Genomic DNA, 19,219 nt, shown 5'->3' on the forward strand with positions numbered 1-19,219 from the left:
TGTCCGTTCCGTTTTTTAAGGAAGTTTTTGCGACGCTCAGGCGAAACCGAGCGCGCTGCGGGAAATATCGCGGTTTTCGCAATAATCGCGGGAATGAGCCTCGTGACCATGCTCGCGCGCGGTCGAACGGGAAAGTTCCGGGCTCGGAACGTTGAGCAGCGCATCGGCATAGGTGCCGGTTGCCTCGACGTCATCGATCACAGTCTGCTGTTGCGGTTTTAAAAATTCAAACATCCGTCCACCTCCTTCGACACGTCCCCTCAACGCGCCGGCCCGGGTCCTGTTCCATAACACCCGTAACTGTTCGGATTATACATGAGACGGCGCGGACGTATAGATGACGAAAGACGAACGTTATCAACTGACGTTCACAAAACGGAGTGGAATCAGTGAGCTATGACGAGAAGCTCAGGCAGGGCCGACCGATTCCCGCAGGATCAGTTCGACCGGCCACAATTCCTGAACCTCGCGCACGGGACGACCGCCGATGATCTGCAACAACAGATCCGTCACCCGAATGCCCGCCATGCGCATGGGCGAGCGGGTGGTGGAAAGCGGCGGCATCATGCTTTCCGGCGTCAGATAGGGAAACACGTCGTCATGGGCGATGACGGAAACGTCCTTGCCGATCACCAGCCCCATCTGCGTGGCGGCGCGATAGACACCCTGCGCCGTCATCATCGCGCCCGCGACGAAGGCCGTCGGGCGCGGCGTCTGTTCCAGCAGCGAGCGGGCAAAGCGGAAGGCGGTATCTTCGCTGAAATGCGCGTTCATCATGAAACGCGGATCGGGCGTGATGCCATGGGTGGCCAGCGCATCCCTGAACCCCTGCTCGCGGTCCTGAACGAAGGTGCGGCCGACGGGACCGTTGATTAGGGCGATGCGGCGATGGCCGCGCTCCAGAAAATGGATCGTTGGTCGATAGGTTACATCGTGGTTGTCGATATCAAGCCAGGCATGTTCGAACGGCGTCTTGGAGCGGCCATGCACGATGAAGGGCACGCCCAGCCGGTGAAGCAGCGCGATGCGCTCATCCTCGGGGCGCGGCGAATGCACGATGATGCCATCCACCCGGCCGCTCGCCGCCAGCCGGCTGAAAATCGCCAGCTCCTCATCGAGATTATTGTCGACGGTGACGCTGACGAGAATGTCGGTTTCTTCCTGTTCCAGACGGGTCGCCATGCCGCCCATGAACTCCGAAAAGAAATGCCCGCCGCCCGAACGGCCCATGACGACGCCGATGGCGCCCGCCCTGCCCGTTGCCAGCCTGACGGCGTTGGCATTCGGCCGGTAGCCGTATTTCAGCGCAGCCTCCATCACCCGTTGCCGCGTTTCCTCGCGCACCTCGGGATAGCCGCCAAGCGCACGGCTGACGGTGGTGGGCGATAGCCCAACCTTTTCTGCGAATTCCTTGAGTTTCATGTTTTTCGCCAATTTGCCTCTGCATGCGTTGCCGCCGCAGATTTTTCAAGCGGACAATAATTGAAAACGATTTCAATTTTTATCCATCTGAAACCTTACAGTCGGTCATTTCGAAAAGCAAACACCGCAAAACCATCGTCGGAAATGCCGGGTTTTCACACAATTAGAAAGAGTATTGACAGATTGATCCGCTTTTGAGAGCCTCACGCCAGTCAAAAGCGCTTTCAATTTTGAGGACAATCGGAAGCGTCAACGGAGGAGTTTGACAATGAATATTTCCATGAAGACTTTGTTCCTGTGCGGCAGCGTACTTTCCGCAGCAGTTTCGGCGCAGGCGGCCGAACTTTCCATCGCCGCCAATTCCACCGGCAAGAACATCGCATTTTTCAAGGAGCGGATCGCCGCCTTCGAGAAAGAGACCGGCCACAAGGTCAATCTCGTCACCATGCCTTCTTCATCAAGCGAACAATTCAGCCAGTACCGGCTGTGGCTCGCCGCCGGCAACAAGGATGTCGACGTCTATCAGACCGACGTGATCTGGGCGCCGCAGCTCTCCGACCAGTTCGTGGATTTGACCGAAGCGACCAAGGACGTCATCGGCGATCATTTCCCCTCCATCGTTGCGTCGCAGACCGTGGACGGCAAGCTTGTCGCCATGCCGATGTTCACCGACGCACCCGCTCTGTTCTACCGCAAGGACCTTCTGGAAAAATACGGCAAGCAGCCGCCGAAAACCTGGAAGGAACTGGGCGAGACCGCCAAGGAAATTCAGGACAAGGAACGCGAAGGCGGGCAGAAGGACCTCTGGGGCTTCGTTTTCCAGGGCAGCGCCTATGAAGGCCTAACCTGCAACGCGCTCGAATGGATCGCATCCGCCGGGGGCGGCCATATCGTCGAGACCAACGGCGACATCTCCATCAATAACGAGAAAGCCGCAGCCGCGATCGAAGCCGCCAAGGGCTGGGTCGGCACAATCGCGCCGCAGGGCGTGCTCGCTTACAAGGAAGAGGAAGCGCGTGGCGTGTGGCAGACTGGTAATTCCGTCTTCATGCGCAACTGGCCCTATGCCTATGCACTTGGAAATGGCGCCGACAGCGCCATCAAGGGCAAGTTCGGCGTCACCCCGCTGCCGGCAGGCGCAGAAGGCGAAGCGCCTGCCTCGACACTCGGCGGCTGGAACCTCGCCGTTTCGAAATATTCAGATGACAAGGACGCGGCCATCCAGCTCGTGAAATTCCTGGCATCGAAAGACACCCAGAAGATGCGCGCGATCCAGCTCTCCAACATGCCGACGATCGCCTCGCTTTATGACGACAATGATGTCGCGGCCGCACAGCCGTTCATGCCGACATGGAAGCCGATCTTCCAGACCGCCGTTCCCCGTCCTTCCGCCTCGGCCAAAGTGAAATATAACGAGGTTTCGGCCAAGTTCTGGGGCGCGGTTCACAACACGCTCTCCGGCAACGGCACGGCGGCTGAAAATCTCGAACTGCTCGAGGTGGAACTGACCGATCTCAAAGGCAACGGCTGGTAACCCGGCCCGCGCGGGAGGCGGCCTCGCCTGGCCGTTTCCCGCGCCCCAACCGCGAGATGTCCCCATGAATGACACCACCCTTCAAAGACCGGTCGCGGCATCCGGCACCGGTTCCGATCTTCAATCGGAACGGCTGAAATCCGCCTGGCTGTTTCTTGCCCCCACATTTCTGGTGCTGGCGCTGGTGGCCGGCTGGCCGCTGGTGCGCACCGTCTGGTTCAGCCTCACCGACGCGTCGCTGACCAATCTCGAGGGTGCGCAGTTCGTCGGCCTCAAGAACTACCTCACCTGGATCACACTCGGCAGCGGCCGCACTATCTATCGTGGCCTGCTGGCCGATCCCGCTTGGTGGGGTGCGGTTCTCAACACGCTGAAATTCACCATCCTCTCGGTCAGCTTCGAAACCGTGCTCGGCCTCATCGTCGCGCTGGTGCTGAATGCCGAATTCAAGGGACGCGGCCTCGTGCGCGCCGCCATCCTCGTGCCATGGGCCATTCCCACCATCGTCTCGGCGCAGATGTGGGCGTGGATGTTGAACGACCAGTTCGGCATATTGAACGACCTCTTCCTCAGTCTCGGCCTGATCTCCCAAAAGATCGCCTGGACGGCCAATCCGGACACCGCGATGGTCGCCGTGCTGATCGTCGATATCTGGAAGACGACGCCGTTCATGGCGCTGCTCATTCTCGCCGGCCTGCAAATGGTGCCGAAGGACATGTATGAGGCGGCGAAGGTGGATGGTATCCACCCCGTCAAGGTGTTCTTCCGCGTCACCCTGCCCATGATCCGGCCAGCGCTCATGGTCGCCGTCATCTTTCGCATGCTGGATGCGATGCGCGTCTTTGACCTCATCTACATTCTGACGCCGAATAACGCCCAGACCCGCACGATGTCGGTGCTGGCGCGTGAGAACCTGTTCGATTTCGACAAGTTCGCCTATGGCGCAGCCGCTTCCACCATGCTGTTCCTCATCATCGCCTCGATCACCGTAATTTATATGTGGCTCGGGCGCGTCAACACCGATGGAGCTGCGCGATGACCCTCACCGATATCGTCAAGACCACCGCCTTTTATGCGCTGGTCGCCGTCATCATGGTGATTTCGGTATTCCCGTTCTATTACGCGATACTGACCAGCCTGAAATCCGGCTCAGCGCTGTTCCAGGTGAATTACTGGCCGCGCGAATTCTCGCTGACCAATTACAGCTTCGTCATCGGCAACGGCACGTTCCTGCGCAATCTCGGCAATTCGCTGTTCGTTGCATCTTCAGTCGTTGTACTGTCGCTGTTCCTTGCGGTAACGGCGTCATATGCCTTGGCTCGCGTGCGCTTCCGTGGCCGCTCGCTGCTGTTGCTCACCATCCTCTCGGTTTCGATGTTCCCGCAGATCGCCGTTCTCGCCGGCCTGTTCGAACTTATCCGCTGGGCGGGAATCTTTAACACACCGCTCGCGCTGATCTTTTCCTACATGATCTTCACCCTGCCCTTCACGGTTTGGGTGCTGACAACCTTCATGCGTGACCTGCCGATTGAAATCGAGGAAGCGGCGATCGTCGACGGTGCGACACCGTGGGTCATCATCACCCAGGTCTTCATGCCACTGATGTGGCCGGCGCTCGTCACGACAGGGCTTCTCGCCTTCATCGCGGCATGGAACGAGTTCCTTTTCGCGCTCACCTTCACCTCATCGAACGAACAACGCACGGTGCCGGTCGCCATCGCGCTTCTGTCGGGCGGCTCGCAATTCGAAATCCCCTGGGGAACGATCATGGCTGCGTCCGTCATCGTCACCGCCCCGCTCGTCGTCCTCGTTCTGATCTTCCAGCGACGCATCATCTCCGGCCTCACCGCCGGCGGCGTCAAAGGCTAGGAGAAATCTCATGACCACCATTCAACTGCGCAATCTTCGCAAATCCTTCGGTGCCTTCGATGTCATCAAGGGCATCGACATGGATATCCGCTCTGGCGAATTCATGGTTTTCGTCGGCCCTTCCGGCTGCGGCAAGTCCACGCTTTTACGCCTCATATGCGGGCTGGAGGAAATCACCGGCGGCACGCTTTCCTTCGGCGGTGAGACGGTCAACCGCCTGCCGCCCGCCAAGCGCGGCGTCGCCATGGTCTTCCAGTCCTATGCGCTTTATCCGCATATGACCGTGTTCGAGAACATGGCCTTCGGCATGAAACTATCAGGCGCGGACAAGGAACAGCGCCGCAAGCGCGTGGAGGCGGCAGCCGAAATGCTGCAACTCACGCCCTATCTGGAACGTCTGCCGAAGCAGCTTTCCGGCGGCCAGCGCCAGCGTGTCGCCATCGGCCGTGCCATCGTGCGTGATCCGAAGGTGTTCCTGTTCGATGAACCGCTCTCCAACCTCGATGCGGCGCTGCGCGTCGCAACCCGTCTCGAAATCGCCAAGCTGCACCGGGAGATGCATGACACGACGATGATCTACGTCACCCACGACCAGGTGGAAGCCATGACGCTTGCCGACCGCATCTGCGTTCTGCGCGATGGCCGCGTCGAACAGATCGGCACGCCGCTCGAGCTTTACGAAAGCCCGGTCAACACCTTCGTTGCCGGCTTCATCGGCTCGCCGAAGATGAACTTCCTTGCCGGCAAATATGCGGAAGTCGAAGGTGCCGCGACCATCGGCATCCGCCCCGAACACCTTGCGATCGGTGCCGGTGAGACCGGCTGGAACGGCGAAATCATCCATTCGGAAATGCTGGGATCGGACAGCTACATCTATGTCGAGATTGGTGCTGGCGAACCCATCGTCGTTCGTGAGGAAGGCGTGACCGACCGCAAGCCGGGAGAAAAAATCGTTCTCGTGCCGGATGCGGCGCAGATCCACCGCTTCGACGCGCAGGGCCAGGCCCTTGCCCGCAATCCCGTGCGCGGCGCCGCCTGAACAGTTAACTTTCGCCGGATCACCCAAGCTTCCGGCCTTCACCAAGGAGCAAGAAAATGACCATCAACACCGTTGTATGGGGCGAAAATATCCACGAACACATCAACGAGACGGTGCGTTCGATCTACCCCGATGGTATGCACAACACCATTGCCGATGCGCTGAATACCAACCCTGAGATCAGCGCCACCACCGCCACGCTTCAGGAACCGGAACACGGCCTTTCGCAGGAGCGTCTGGACAAGACCGACGTTCTGGTCTGGTGGGGCCACAAGGACCACGGTGCGGTTCAGGATGAAATCGTCGAGCGCGTTGCCAAGCGTGTCTGGGAAGGCATGGGCCTCATCGTCCTGCATTCCGGCCACTTCTCCAAGCCTTTCAAGCGACTGATGGGCACGCCCTGCGCGCTTAAATGGCGTGAGGCGGGCGAACGCGAACGCCTGTGGACGATCAATCCGCGCCACCCGATTGCAGCCGGCCTGCCCGAGCATTTCGAGCTGGAAAACGAAGAGATGTATGGCGAGCAGTTCTCCGTGCCGGAGCCGCTGGAAACCGTCTTCATCTCCTGGTTCCAGGGCGGCGAAGTCTTCCGTTCTGGCCTCACCTGGCGCCGTGGCGCAGGCAACATCTTCTATTTCCGCCCCGGTCACGAGACTTATCCGACCTATCACGACGCCAATGTACAGAAGGTCATCAGCAATTCGGTGAAATGGGCCTATAATCCGGTCGGCGCACTGAAAAGCATTCATGACGCCCCCAACGTTCCCGTCGACAAGGCGCTGGAGCCTATCGAAGAACGCGGCCCCAAGCTGCACAAGGCAGGCGAAGCAGGTTACAGGTAAACAGCCATGAGACTTCTCATTCTCGGAACCGGCGGCATGGCCAACAACCATGCCACATATTTCTCGCAAATCCCCGGCGTCGAACTGGTGGCTGCGGTGGATGTGGATGATGTGGTTGTGCGGGGCTTTGCGCTTCGCCACAACATTCCACTCTCCTTTACCTCGCTGGATGACGCGATTGCCTGGGGCGAGTTCGACGCGGCGGCGAATGTCACGCCTGACGCCATCCACCACCCCACCAGCCTAAAGCTGCTGGCGGCCGGCAAGCACGTCTTCTGCGAAAAGCCGCTGGCGGAAAACTACGCCAAGGCCGCCGAAATGGCCGATGCCGCGGAAAAAGCGGGCCTTGTTGCCATGGTCAACCTCACCTATCGCAATGTCGCCCCCTTGCAGGCGGCACGCGAAATGGTGCTGGCCGGCAAGATCGGCAAGGTGCGCCATCTGGAAGCCTCCTATCTCCAGAGCTGGCTCGTTTCCAAGGCCTGGGGCGACTGGATGACGGAGAGCAAGTGGCTGTGGCGGCTCTCCACCAAACACGGCTCGAACGGGGTTCTCGGCGATGTCGGCATCCACATTCTCGACTTCGCCTCCTATGGCGCGGGCAGTGATGTGGAACGCATCTTCACGCGGCTGAAGACCTTCGACAAATATGAGGGCAACAAGATCGGCGTCTACGATCTCGACGCCAATGACAGCTTCACCATGACCGCCGAGTTGGAAAACGGCGCCATGGGCGTCATCCATGCCAGCCGCTGGGCAACGGGGCATCTGAATGAACTTCGTCTGCGCATCCATGGCGACAAGGGCGCGCTCGAAGTCATCCACACGCCTGACTATTCCAGCCTGCGGGTCTGCATTGGCGAGGATGTGGAGAAGGCAATCTGGAAGACGATTGATGTGGAGCCGGTGCCGACGAACTACGAAAAATTCGCCAAGGCGGTGATGGAAGGCGGCGTTGCCGACCCCGATTTCCGCCATGCCGCCAATCTGCAGAAGGTGCTTGATCTCTCGATCATCGCCGACCGTGAACGGCGCGAGCTGGCCGTTTCGGCCTGATTTGCAGAAGAGCGGCGGCGCAAGTCGCTGGTAGGGAGGAGTGATGTTCCTCCACATCGCTCCTCCCAATCGACGTCATCCTCGGGCTTTGACCCGAGGATGCATATCCTTCAACGGCGCGTGGATTCTCACCTCAAAGGCGAGGATGATGGGGAAAGGCATGTGCCAATCCGCATCCCTTCAAACGCCCCGCTTATTTCCCCACAACAGAACATGCAGCTGCGGCAGAACACGAGCGGAAAACCAGCGGTCTTCGCTCACCTTGTCCACCAGCCACAACATCCGGTCCATGACCCCCTCGATATCCACGCGCGCGTCGTCATCATCGGGCGGCGGCGGGGTGTGGTTTCCGGGCTGGAGGTAGACCGGCAGACGTGGGAAACGCGCGGATGCCGCTTTGGCATAGGCATAATCCGCATCGTCGAAAACCACGATCTTCAGCGCCACCTGCGGTCCGTCGCCGGCGGCGGTAAGACAGTTTTCGAATGCCTGCCAGTCCGTTTCCATACCACTCGATGGCGGTTTCGGGCTCAGCACCAGATGATCGAGATCGGCGAACCAGTCTTTCGCGATGCTGCCCTGCGTTTCCAGCGCGAAACGATAGCCCTCGCCCTGCCCCTTCGCGATCAAGGCCCCGAGGGGCTGGATGGCGGGATTGCCGCCTGACAGTGAGACCGTCAGCGGTACGCCGCCGGAAAGCCGACGCACCTCCTGCCAGATCGCCTCGACAGGCATCGGTTTCCATGTGTCGCGGTACTCGCTGTCGACGGCATGCAGCGTATCGCACCAGGAACAGCGGTAATCGCAGCCGCCGGTGCGCACGAATACGGTCGGCAGGCCAATCAGCGGCCCCTCGCCCTGAATGGTCGGGCCGAAGATTTCGCTGATGCGGATCGCCGTTTCCTTCGCTGCAACCTTCCGTGCAGCCGCCGTCATGGCCGGTATTCCGCCCAGGTCTTGGCGGTTTCGCTCACCCGCACGGCGCTGGTTTCCGGCAGGCTTATCTTGCACCAGTCATAAAAATGCTTCGCCAGACATTCCGCCGTCACCCGGTCATGGCCGAGAACGTCGTTCAGGTGGCGATGATCGAAATGGCTGTCGATATAGTGCTTCAGTGGCGCAAGCTCATGATAGTCGCGCACGAAACCGTGCTCGTTCAGCTCTTCACCAGTAAGCTCGACCTCGACGATGTAATTGTGCCCATGCAGACGGGCGCACTGGTGATCAGACGGCAGGCTTTTCAGCTGGTGCGAGGCGGAGAAATGAAACTCCTTGGTGATGCGGAACATCAGCGCACCTCCTGCGCCGCATAGGCATGAGTCGCCGCCACCCAGAAATCGGGGTCCTCATAGTCGGTCGGGTCGGTGACGCCCGCCAGATGAAAGGCCTCGCGCCGTTCCACGCAGGTGCCGCAGCGGCCGCAATGGCGTAGCCCCCCCTTGTAGCAGGACCATGTTTCGCCGAAGGGCGTGCCGTATTTCACGCCATCGGTAACGATCGCCGCCTTGGAGACCGTGACGTAAGGCGCAAAGAGCTTGACGTCGGCGTAACCTTCCAGCGCATGCGCCTGCATGGCGTTGAAACTGTCGATGAAGCCCGGCCGGCAATCGGGATAGATGAAATGGTCGCCGCCATGCACGGCGATTGCCACCGCATCCGCCTGCTGGGCGGCGGCAAGGCCGAAGGCGATGGTGAGCATGATGGCGTTGCGGTTCGGCACCACGGTGGAGCGCATGGTCTCCTCCGCATAATGTCCGTCCGGCACCGCAATGTCGTCCGTCAGCGCCGAGCCGGTGAGATGCGCACCGATGGCTCTGATGTCGATGACATGATGCGGCACGCCGAGACGCCTTGCGCAATCGGCGGCGAAATCCAGTTCCTTCTTGTGGCGCTGGCCGTAATCGAAGGAGACGAGAGCGAGAAGTTCATGTTCCGCCGCGATTTTATGCGCAAGCGAAACGGAGTCCAATCCGCCGGAGCAGATGACGATGGTTTTCATAAGTTGGGATCCCTTGTTTTGACCGGGTGGGCTGCGACCGGATTACGGCGCGGCTTTAAACCAAACGGGCCGTCTTGTGAAGGGCTTTACCGAATTCGCGGGAAATCCGCTCCATCACGAAATCGCCCCGCCGCAGAAACAAGACGAAACAATCGGGACATATGCCGGAAACCGGCGCGATCTAGAACGATGACGAATTCACTGTTCTTGAAGGGTCGTGCCAATGATGGCGGCTGATACGTTTCTGTTTTCGCTGAACAATCTCAGCTCGCTTGGCACCGGTATCCTAATAGTTGTTGCGGGTATGTTTTATGTCACACTCACCGTTCGCGGGCTGATCGCCGCTCTACGACATGGATGAGGCTCTTAAGCCGAAACGTCACCGGCTCAGACGCTATCTCGCGACTGGCCTCGTCGTCGCATCGGCAGCGCTCGTCGCCGCAATCGGCATCGCCCCGTTCGTCTTTCTGATCTGGATGGTCAGGACGGTTACACGCTGGCTCGGTCTTTTTATCGGCCTTTAAAAATCGGCTATGAACACGCGACGCTCGTCATTCAAAAGGCTGAGCGGAAAAGGCCCGGCGAACTGGCAGTGCGCCGGGCCTTTTTTCTTTGACTATACGCTCAGCGCAGCAGCGCCTGCGCCTCCTCGATGCCGAGTGCTGCCGGCTGGGTGCAGGTGGTTCTCATCTCGATGAAGCGCCCTTCTTCCCCGGATTTGAGGATTGAGGTCATCACGTCGATGCCGTGCAGGGAACGATCCAGCGAGCAGCGGGCATCGCGGCCTTCCAGAATGGCAATCGCCATATCAGCAAGGCCGGCAGTGCGGTAATTAGCGCGCGGGCCGTTCGGGCTTTCCTGATTGGCGATGCCGAAGGGATGCGCCCAGTCTTCCAGCGGCTGGATATTTTTGTCCCGTCCGCTTGCTTCCACCACGCCGCCGAAGAAGTTCGGGTCCGGCACGTAGATCGAGCCTTCCGTGCCATAGAGTTCCATATTGGCGTGGCGATGCGACCAGACATCCCAGCTGGCCGAAAGCGTGATCGTTGCTCCGTTCACGAATTCCAGCAGTGCATGGATGTTGGTCGGCGTTTCGACCGGGATGATCTCACCGTTCAGCGGCTGGCTGGTCACTGTGCGGGTGGGGTTCGCCATTGACGTCAATGCGCCGACACGCTTGACCGGGCCGATGAGGTTGATGAGATTGGCGACGTAGTAGGGGCCGAGATCGAGGATCGGCCCGCCGCCCTTCAGGAAGAAGAAGCCCGGATTGGGGTGCCACATCTCCATGCCGGGGCTCATCACATGGCAGGTGCCTGACGTGATACGCCCGACCTTGCCCTCATCGATATATTGCCGGGCAAGCTGATGTGCGCCGCCGAGGAAGGTGTCCGGCGCGCAACCAACGGAGAGGTTCTTCTCCCGGGCGATACGCCGCAGTTCTTCACCCTCTTCCAGCGAAAGCACCAGCGGCTTTTCCGAATAGACGTGCTTGCCCGCCTCAAGTGCGGCTTTCGACACCGGAAAATGCGCTGCGGGAATGGTGAGGTTCACCACCACATCGATATCCTTATTGGCGAGCAGGTCCTCGATGGACTGCGCGACAACGCCGAATTCTTCCGCCCTCAGCTCCGCCGCATTGCGGTTGAGGTCGGCGCAGGCAAGCACCTTGATGCCCTTGAAGAGCGGCGCCAGCGAGAAATAAGCAGACGAGATATTGCCGCATCCGATGATGCCGACGCCAAGATCTCTGGCCATGATGAAACTCCGAAAAATTGAAACTCAATAGGTTTTGAACGATGCGATCGAGCGGGTGATGAGCCGGTCGATGTCTTTCGGGTTGTCGTGCTCGACCACGAAATGTTTCGTGGCGGATTTCGCCTTCAACGCAGCAACGAGGCCCTTCCAGTCCACTGTACCATGGCCGACATCGGCCCAGCCATCCTCATCCGCATTCTCTCCCGCAGGCGCGATATCCTTGACATGCACGGCGGTGATGCGCTTGCCGTAGCTTTCGATCCATGCGAGCGGATCGGCATTGCCTCTGATAATCCAGGCTATATCCGCTTCCCATTTCAGGTCCGGGCCGCCGGCAAAAATCTGCTCCTGCGGCGTCGAGCCATCGTCAAGCGTCTTGAACTCGAAATCGTGGTTATGCCAGCCGAAGATCAGCCCGGCATCCACGAAGGGCTTTCCGGCTTCCTGCAGGCGCTTGCCGAAGGCGAACCAGCCTGCAGCATCTGTCGGGCGCTGGTCAGGCATCAGGTAAGGGCAATAGATCGCCTCCACGCCCAGAACTCTCGCGATGTTCAGCGCCTTTTTTGGATCGCCCTCAAGAAGATCGAGACCGAAATGGCCAGTTGGCATGGTCAGGCCGTTGGCATCGAGTTCGGCGCGCAGACCTTTCAGACCAGCTTCATCCAGCGACGCATACATCGCGCCGTAGCCTTCGACATGTTTATAACCCGCCGCCGAAAGCTTTTTCAGAATATCGGAAAAAGGCTGAAAATTGCGGGCGCTGTAAAGCTGGAAACCGAGTTCTGTCATTGTCTCCTCCATAGAGATCTGGGTCTTTGGACTGTGTGGGGGAAAATCGAAGCTGTTCTAGAGCCGTTCCTCGCTTTGCGCGTCGAAAAGCGAGGCCATCGTCATGTCGAGGCCGAGGCGCACCTTGGTGCCCGGTGAAAACCGTCTGTGGCCGCCGACACGCACGGACATGGTATGCCCGGCATGTTTCAGCCAGATCAGATTGTCGGCGCCCATCGGCTCCTCGATATCGACGATCGCCTCGTGCACCTCACCGCCAACAATATCGGCATCGACGCGCACATGTTCCGGGCGGACACCCAGAACCACGGCACGGCCGGCGGCAAGCGGCGTCTCCGGATGATAACCGTCCAGCGCGAAAGTCACGCCATTGGTGGTGAAGACCACCTTGCCGTCTTTTTCAATCAATTCGCCACGCAGGAAATTCATCGAGGGCGAGCCGATGAAGCCGGCGACGAAGAGGTTCCGCGGCTTGTTGTAGATGGTGACGGGATCGGCCAGCTGCTGGATGACACCGCTTTTCATGATGGCGATGCGATCCGCCAGCGTCAGCGCCTCGATCTGGTCGTGCGTCACATAGATCATGGTGTTCTTCAGCGACTGGTGCAGCCGCTTGATTTCGACGCGCAGTTCCGAGCGCAGCTTGGCGTCGAGGTTGGAGAGCGGCTCATCGAACAGGAACACATCCACATCCCGCACCAGCGCCCGGCCAATCGCCACACGCTGGCGCTGGCCGCCGGAAAGCTCGGCAGGCTTGCGTTTCAAAAGCGGCTCGATCTGCAAGATGCCCGCCGCCCGTTTCACGCGCCGGTCGATCTCCTCCTTCGGCACCTTGGCGACCTGAAGGCCGAAGGACAGGTTTTTCTCCACCGTCATCTGCGGATAAAGCGCATAGGACTGGAACACCATGCCGATGCCGCGATCCTTCGGCTCCTCCCAGGTGACGTTGCGGTCCTTGATGAAGATTTGCCCGTCGGTCGGCTCCAGAAGCCCGGCAATGCAGTTGAGAAGGGTCGACTTGCCGCAGCCGGAAGAGCCGAGCAACACGAGGAATTCGCCGTCGTAAATATCGAGATTGAGGTCTTTCAGCACGGTAACGGCGCCGAAGGACAGGGAAAGATCGCGAATGGAAACGCTTTTGTTCATATAACTCAACCTTTTACTGCGCCTGCAGCAATGCCGCGGACGAAAAGCCTGCCGGAGACGAAATAGACGATCAGCGGCACAGCCCCGGTCAGTAGGGTTGCGGCCATGTTGACGTTGTATTCCTTCACGCCCTGCACGGAGTTGACGATGTTATTGAGCTGTACGGTCATCGGGTAATATTCCGGCCGCGTGAACACCACGCCGAACAGAAAGTCGTTCCAGATGCCGGTCACCTGCAGGATCATCGCCACGACGAAGATCGGCAGTGACATGGGCAGCATGATGCGGAAATAAATCTGCCAGAAATTGGCGCCATCAATACGAGCCGCCTTGAACAGTTCCTCCGGCAGCGACGCAAAATAATTGCGGAACAGCAGCGTCAGGATCGGCATGCCAAAGATGGTATGCACGATGACGAGGCCGGTCAGCGTGCCATAAACGCCCATTTCGCGCAGCACGATGACGATCGGATAGATCATCACCTGATAGGGGATGAAGGCGCCGATGATGAGGATGGAGAAGAACAGCTCCGAACCCTTAAATTTCCAGTTCGCCATGGCGTAACCGCTGACGGAAGCGACGATGATCGAGATGACGACCGACGGCACGAGGATGCGCACCGAGTTCCAGAATCCGCGCGAAAGCCCGTCACAGTTCAATCCCGTGCAGGCATTGGCCCAGGCCTTCACCCAGGGCTCAAAGGTGATTTCCACCGGCGGCGCAAAGATGTTGCCCAGCCGGATTTCCGGCATGCCCTTCAGCGAGGTGACAACCATCACGTATAGCGGCAGCAGGTAATAGGCGGCGGCAACGAACAGCGTGCCGTAAAGAATGATGTTGCGGCGGGAAAAGGTTTTCCTTGGCTTCTTGCCGCGCGGGCCGGAAAGGTCCCGGGCAACCGCATCGGTTGCGGCGGCGACCGTGTTCAGTGTGCTGATATTAGCCACGCTTCTTGCCTCCGAATTCGAGGTAGGCCCATGGGATGACGATGATGGCGACGGTCAGAAGCATCATGGTCGAGGCGGCGAAGCCCTGCCCCAGGTTCTGCGCCTGAAACATGTAGTCATAGACATATTTCGCCGGCACTTCGGAGGCGATGCCCGGCCCACCGCTGGTCTGCGCCACCACCAGATCGTAAACCTTGACGATGCCGCTGGCGATGATGACGAGCGTGGTGATGAAGACGGGCCGCATCATGGGAATGATGATGAGAATATAGGTCTTCCACATCGGAATGCCGTCGACGCGTGCAGCTTTCCAGATATCCTCATCGATACCGCGAAGACCGGCGAGCATCAGGCACATGACGAGCCCCGTGCCCTGCCAGAGCGCTGCAATCAAGATGCCGTAAATGACGATCTGAGAATTATAGAGCGGATCGAAGGTGAAGCTTTCCCAACCCATCGAGCGGACCACGGACTGGATGCCGAATTCCGGGTTCAACAGCCATTGCCAGACGAGGCCGGTAACGATGAAGGACAAGGCGAAGGGATAAAGAAATATCGTGCGGAAGGTGTTTTCAAACCGGATTTTCTGGTCCATCAGCGCCGCCAGCACGAAGCCGATGACGAGGCTGAAGATCAGCGACAGCACGCCGTATATCGCGAGATTCTGGATGGACACGATCCAGCGCGGCGCGGCCCACAGCCGCTCATATTGGTCAAAACCGATGAAGCTTGCCCGCGGCAGAAGCTTGGAATTGGTGAAGGAATAAATCACCGTCCAGATCGTTCCGCCAAGGAAAATCACCATGGCGGTTAGGATCATGGGAATGGAGGCAATCTTGGAATTGAGATTGCGGAAAAGCTGGTTGGGACGCCCTGAGCGCGTTTGACCTGCCATGTTACCTCCTCCTGTAACGTTACAGTCAACGACCGAGCAAAAAGCCCCGCCGCGTGAAACCCCGACCAGTGCCAACTGTTCTGGCGCAAGCCGGACGTTGGAAAGGGGAGCAGCGAACCGCTCCCCGATCCGGAGAGATCACAATCAGTCAGCCGAACCGATAATGTCCGCGAAGCGCTTCTGCCCGTCTTCTGCCGACATCGAGCCCGCGAAGAACTCCGCCATCAGGTCTTCCTTCTGTTTCTGCGTATCGGCAGAAATCAGCTGGTCGGTGCTGGTCAGCGCATTGCCCTTGGCCAGAATTGCCAGACCCTTTTTCATGCAGTCATTGGCTGCATTGAGGTCGACGTCGCCGCGGATCGGCAGCGAGCCTTTTTTCAGGTTAAAGGCAACCTGCGTTTTCGGATCAACAATGGTTGCGGCAAGAACGTCCTGCGCCTTGGTTTTCGCCTCGTCTTTCAAAACAGGGAAATAAAAGGCGTCGCCACCCGTGGTGAGGTATTCACTGAGACCCAGACCGGGAAGGCAGGAATAGTCCGTGCCGGCTTTCTGATTGGCAAGCTGGAATTCGCCCTGTGCCCAGTCGCCCATGATCTGGCCGCCGGCCTTGCCCGTTATCACCATATTCGTGGCCTGATTCCAGTCCTGAACATTGGTGCCCTTGGCCATGTCGCGGGCCTCGACGGCAGCTGCGAAAATCTTCGCCATATCAGGACCGGCTGCCGCTTCGGCATCCTTGTCGCCATAGACCTTCTGATAAAGGTCCTTGCCGCCAATCGAAAGCGTCAGCGTGTCGAACAGGCCGTTCGCCTGCCATGCCTGGCCGCCAAGCGCGAGCGGCTGGATGCCCGCCTTTTTCAGCGCCGGTGCGGCTGCGACGAATTCCGTCCAGTTCTTCGGAACCTCTACGCCCGCCTTTTTGAAGGCCGCATTGGAAAGCCACAGCCATTGCCAGGAATGGATATTGACCGGCGCGCAATAGATCTTGCCGTCGATGGTGCAGCTGTCGAGCAGGCTTGCCGGCTTGATCACATCTTTCCAGTTACCCTTTGCGGCAACATCGGAAAGATCGCGCATCAGGCCTGCCTGGACAAGCTCTTCCGCCTGCCGACCGTGGTTGAACTGGGTGGCACCCATCGGGTCGCCACCGGTGATGCGGCTGATCATGATCGGCCGGGCCGTGCCGCCCGAACCGGCAATCGCGCCGTCCACCCATTTATTGCCGGTCGCGTCGAAAGCCTTGGCCAGTTCGGCGACGGCAGCGGCTTCGCCGCCTGATGTCCACCAATGGGTCACCTCAAGATCGGTGGCCCCGGCAATACCCGCCGGAATCATGACGCTGGCCAGAAAAGCCGCAGAAATAACACGCATTCGCATGAGTCTCCTCCCTCACTGAAACGTTGCAGTTGGAACGTATGCGAAGATTTTTGATTAGGCAACCGCCTAAAATACGAATCTCGCCACCACCGTCAGGAGGCATTTCGAACGGGCAGTAAATATGCCGAACAGCCAAGCGACGCAGGGGATTGGACCGCGTAATCCAAACGCAATGCCGGTCATTTACAGACCTCATGGTGAGGAAAACAGGCGAAAGAGACCATGAAACGCTGGCATATTCTTTTGATCATCGGACTGACCGGTGTCGCATCGCTTTTACTGGCAACGTTTGAGCAGCTTATACCGGGGCAGCAAGCTTCATTGGCTATGCGCCTGCTGATCCTCGTCCAGCCGGCAATCCTGACCGTTACAGCGGTGGCAACCGGTCAGGCTCTTGCCGCGAAACTCGGGCTTAGCGCCCCGTTGATCGATAGCTGGTTGCGGGGTGACAATACGCGCGCAGTGCTGCGAAGACAGTTGCCGCCTGCGCTTGCGGCGGGCATTGCCGTCGCCGTGTTGATGATCATCTACTCGTCGGTGATCCTGCCCCTGGTCACGGATGCGGCAACCCTGGCAAAAATGACCAGATTTGACGTCCCGCTGGCGACCCGGATTTTATATGGCGGCATCACGGAAGAGCTGCTGACCCGGTGGGGCCTGATGTCGTTTTTCGCATGGGCCCTCTGGCGCATGACAGGAAGCGGGGAAATCCGATCATCTCTCGTATGGGCTGCCATCATAATCGCCGCAGCTCTCTTCGCCGCCGGCCATCTGCCGTTTCTGTTCACGATCGCCGCTCAGCCGCAACCGGCGCTCGTCCTTGCGGTGCTGCTCGGCAACTTTATTCCCGGCCTCATCTTCGGGTGGCTATTCTGGCGTCGGGGACTAGAAGCGGCGATACTGTCCCATGGCTTTGCCCATTGCCTGAACGCGCTAGCCGCCTGAACCAAAAAAGGCGAAGCGGACTTATGTCCGCCTCGCCTTATGTTCCCTTTGCATAGGCAGCGCCCCTATTGCCTCTTGTAGTCATCCTCGATGCGGATGACATCGTCCTCGCCGATATAGGCCCCGGTCTGGATTTCGACCAGTTCGAGCGGAATCTGCCCCTCATTTGCCAGCCGGTGCGGCTGGCCGATCGGGATATAAACCGACTGGTTTTCCGTCAGCAGCCGGGTTTCCTCGCCGATCGTGACAGTCGCGGTTCCCTTCACGACGATCCAGTGTTCCGAGCGGTGATAGTGTTTCTGGAACGAAATGCGGTGGCCGGGATCGACCGTGATGTGGCCCACCCGGTAACGCTCGTCCACATACATGTGTTCGATATAACCCCAGGGGCGATAGACGCGCTTGTGGGTCTGCGTCTGTGGCGCGTGTTCGCTGTCCTTCAGCTTTTCCACCAGACCCTTCACATCCTGCACCCGGTTTTTCGGCACCACCAGAACCGCATCCTTGGTGGCCACCACCACCATGTCCTTCGCGCCCACCACCGTCGTCAACAATTGCGTGGAATGGATGAGGCAGCCTTCGGAATCGATGAAGACGCCGTTACCTTCCAGTGCGTTGTCGTTGCCACGCTTGTCGGCAATCTCCCAGATCGCATCCCAGCTGCCGATATCTGACCAGCGGAAATGGCCGTGCACCACCGCCATGCGCTTGGTCTTCTCGATCACCGCGTAGTCGATCGAATTTTTCGGCGAGGCCTCGAAGCTTGCCTGATGCAGGCGCACGAAGCCGAGGTCGCTTTCATATTGCTCGACCGCCTGCGTCACCGCGGCAAGGATCTCCGGCGCGAAGGCCTTCAGCTCGGCAATCATCACATCGGAACGGAACAGGAAGTTACCGGAGTTCCAGAGATAACCTTTTTCCAAGTAGGAGATCGCCGTCTTCACATCCGGCTTCTCGACAAAAGCATCGACGGTGCTGAGGTCTTCCTCGCCGTCGATCGCCTCGCCCGGTTTGATATAACCGTAGGAGGTACGCGGCTCGGTCGGCACGAGGCCGAAGACGACGATATTGCCCTGATCGGCGGCTTTTGCGCCGAGCTTCACGGCATCGGAAAACTTTTGGGCATCGAGCACCACATGGTCGGCGGCAAGCGCCAGCACCAGGCATCCGGGCTCGCGGCGCTCGGCAAGCACGGCGGCAGCGGCCATCGCGGCGGCGCTGTCGCGGCGGGCGGGCTCAAGCACCACCGTTGCCGGCAGATCGATCTCTTCCGCCTGGCGGCGAGCGAAGAAACGGAAATCCTCGTTGGTGATCACCAGCGGTTCGGCATAAAGGCTCTTGTCGCCCACCCGCTGCAGCGTCTGCTGATAGGTCGAAAGATTGCCGACCAGCGGCTGGAACTGCTTGGGCAACTGATCGCGCGATACCGGCCAAAGCCGGGAACCAGCACCGCCGGCAAGAAGAACCGGCGTGATCTTTCGAGATTGTTCCTTCACAACAAAACCTTTCCAACTCTAAAAATTTCCCGGCGCGCCGGACAATATACATATTTCGAAATACCGCCATCATCGGTTCACGGGCGGATAAGCGCAAGCTCATAA

Annotated in this window: 20 protein-coding genes; 8 read left to right on the top strand and 12 right to left on the bottom strand. The window is 59.2% G+C overall.

Annotated elements, in window-relative coordinates; all coding sequences use genetic code 11:
- Positions 1-36 precede the first annotated feature (36 nt).
- Both AC5I5B_RS09890 and AC5I5B_RS09895 read right to left on the bottom strand, forming a co-directional pair.
- Positions 37-234 (bottom strand): hypothetical protein, encoded by a 198-nt coding sequence (locus AC5I5B_RS09890; RefSeq protein ID WP_003506320.1) that lies wholly within the window; start codon positions 232-234, stop codon positions 37-39.
- A 174-nt stretch (positions 235-408) separates the two neighbouring features.
- Positions 409-1,422 carry a substrate-binding domain-containing protein gene (locus AC5I5B_RS09895; RefSeq protein ID WP_003506318.1) on the bottom strand — a complete coding sequence of 338 codons (1,014 nt, stop codon included), beginning with the start codon at positions 1,420-1,422 and terminating at the stop codon, positions 409-411.
- Between the two features lie 268 nt (positions 1,423-1,690).
- Here AC5I5B_RS09895 and AC5I5B_RS09900 point away from each other — a divergent pair, with 268 nt between their 5' ends.
- From AC5I5B_RS09900 to AC5I5B_RS09925, 6 genes are all read left to right on the top strand, one after another.
- Complete coding sequence (locus AC5I5B_RS09900; protein WP_099087177.1) at positions 1,691-2,956, top strand: ABC transporter substrate-binding protein; 1,266 nt, start codon at positions 1,691-1,693, stop codon at positions 2,954-2,956.
- Positions 2,957-3,020: 64 nt separating this feature from the next.
- Positions 3,021-3,995, top strand: coding sequence for an ABC transporter permease subunit (locus tag AC5I5B_RS09905; RefSeq protein ID WP_112958607.1), 975 nt, complete (start codon positions 3,021-3,023; stop codon positions 3,993-3,995).
- Positions 3,992-4,825 (top strand): carbohydrate ABC transporter permease, encoded by an 834-nt coding sequence (locus AC5I5B_RS09910; protein WP_112958606.1) that lies wholly within the window; start codon positions 3,992-3,994, stop codon positions 4,823-4,825. The genes AC5I5B_RS09905 and AC5I5B_RS09910 overlap by 4 nt, the downstream gene beginning before the upstream one ends.
- Positions 4,826-4,835: 10 nt before the next feature.
- Positions 4,836-5,864: an ABC transporter ATP-binding protein gene (locus AC5I5B_RS09915; RefSeq protein WP_112958605.1), complete on the top strand. Its 1,029-nt coding sequence runs from the start codon at positions 4,836-4,838 to the stop codon at positions 5,862-5,864.
- A gap of 56 nt (positions 5,865-5,920) precedes the next feature.
- Complete coding sequence (locus AC5I5B_RS09920; RefSeq protein ID WP_003510932.1) at positions 5,921-6,706, top strand: ThuA domain-containing protein; 786 nt, start codon at positions 5,921-5,923, stop codon at positions 6,704-6,706.
- Between the two features lie 6 nt (positions 6,707-6,712).
- Complete coding sequence (locus tag AC5I5B_RS09925) at positions 6,713-7,762, top strand: Gfo/Idh/MocA family protein (protein ID WP_112958604.1); 1,050 nt, start codon at positions 6,713-6,715, stop codon at positions 7,760-7,762.
- A 180-nt stretch (positions 7,763-7,942) separates the two neighbouring features.
- On the opposite strand, the gene queE is transcribed toward AC5I5B_RS09925, so the two are convergent.
- The 3 genes from queE to queC are packed head-to-tail and all read right to left on the bottom strand — an operon-like array spanning position 7,943 to position 9,761.
- Positions 7,943-8,698: a 7-carboxy-7-deazaguanine synthase QueE gene (gene queE / locus AC5I5B_RS09930; protein ID WP_060724790.1), complete on the bottom strand. Its 756-nt coding sequence runs from the start codon at positions 8,696-8,698 to the stop codon at positions 7,943-7,945.
- Positions 8,695-9,051, bottom strand: coding sequence for a 6-carboxytetrahydropterin synthase QueD (gene queD / locus AC5I5B_RS09935; protein WP_003506304.1), 357 nt, complete (start codon positions 9,049-9,051; stop codon positions 8,695-8,697). Before queD ends, queE begins: the two co-directional genes overlap by 4 nt.
- On the bottom strand, positions 9,051-9,761 hold the full coding sequence (gene queC, locus AC5I5B_RS09940; protein WP_003506302.1) for a 7-cyano-7-deazaguanine synthase QueC: 711 nt from the start codon (positions 9,759-9,761) through the stop codon (positions 9,051-9,053). Before queC ends, queD begins: the two co-directional genes overlap by 1 nt.
- A gap of 353 nt (positions 9,762-10,114) precedes the next feature.
- Here queC and AC5I5B_RS09945 point away from each other — a divergent pair, with 353 nt between their 5' ends.
- Positions 10,115-10,285, top strand: coding sequence for a hypothetical protein (locus AC5I5B_RS09945; protein WP_003506300.1), 171 nt, complete (start codon positions 10,115-10,117; stop codon positions 10,283-10,285).
- A 100-nt stretch (positions 10,286-10,385) separates the two neighbouring features.
- Here AC5I5B_RS09945 and AC5I5B_RS09950 read toward each other — a convergent pair whose 3' ends face one another.
- The 6 genes from AC5I5B_RS09950 to AC5I5B_RS09975 form a co-directional block, all read right to left on the bottom strand.
- Positions 10,386-11,519, bottom strand: a complete 1,134-nt coding sequence (locus AC5I5B_RS09950; RefSeq protein ID WP_003506298.1) for a Gfo/Idh/MocA family protein — start codon at positions 11,517-11,519, stop codon at positions 10,386-10,388.
- Between the two features lie 24 nt (positions 11,520-11,543).
- The gene (locus AC5I5B_RS09955) at positions 11,544-12,308 is read right to left on the bottom strand and encodes a sugar phosphate isomerase/epimerase family protein (RefSeq protein WP_003506296.1); all 765 of its coding nucleotides are present in this window, start codon (positions 12,306-12,308) and stop codon (positions 11,544-11,546) included.
- Positions 12,309-12,365: 57 nt separating this feature from the next.
- Positions 12,366-13,454 (bottom strand): ABC transporter ATP-binding protein, encoded by a 1,089-nt coding sequence (locus tag AC5I5B_RS09960; RefSeq protein ID WP_003506294.1) that lies wholly within the window; start codon positions 13,452-13,454, stop codon positions 12,366-12,368.
- 5 nt (positions 13,455-13,459) lie between these two features.
- Positions 13,460-14,401, bottom strand: coding sequence for an ABC transporter permease subunit (locus tag AC5I5B_RS09965; protein WP_112958603.1), 942 nt, complete (start codon positions 14,399-14,401; stop codon positions 13,460-13,462).
- A complete protein-coding gene (locus AC5I5B_RS09970) occupies positions 14,394-15,296 on the bottom strand; it encodes a carbohydrate ABC transporter permease (RefSeq protein WP_003506291.1) in 903 nt (300 codons plus the stop codon). Before AC5I5B_RS09970 ends, AC5I5B_RS09965 begins: the two co-directional genes overlap by 8 nt.
- Before the next feature lie 144 nt (positions 15,297-15,440).
- Positions 15,441-16,673: an ABC transporter substrate-binding protein gene (locus AC5I5B_RS09975; protein WP_020811968.1), complete on the bottom strand. Its 1,233-nt coding sequence runs from the start codon at positions 16,671-16,673 to the stop codon at positions 15,441-15,443.
- A 222-nt stretch (positions 16,674-16,895) separates the two neighbouring features.
- Between AC5I5B_RS09975 and AC5I5B_RS09980 the strand changes: the two genes are divergently transcribed.
- Complete coding sequence (locus tag AC5I5B_RS09980; protein ID WP_112958602.1) at positions 16,896-17,618, top strand: CPBP family glutamic-type intramembrane protease; 723 nt, start codon at positions 16,896-16,898, stop codon at positions 17,616-17,618.
- A gap of 65 nt (positions 17,619-17,683) precedes the next feature.
- On the opposite strand, the gene AC5I5B_RS09985 is transcribed toward AC5I5B_RS09980, so the two are convergent.
- A complete protein-coding gene (locus tag AC5I5B_RS09985) occupies positions 17,684-19,114 on the bottom strand; it encodes a mannose-1-phosphate guanylyltransferase/mannose-6-phosphate isomerase (protein WP_112346565.1) in 1,431 nt (476 codons plus the stop codon).
- Positions 19,115-19,219: the final 105 nt, after the last annotated feature.

It is taken from the genome of Agrobacterium sp., from assembly GCF_059499945.1.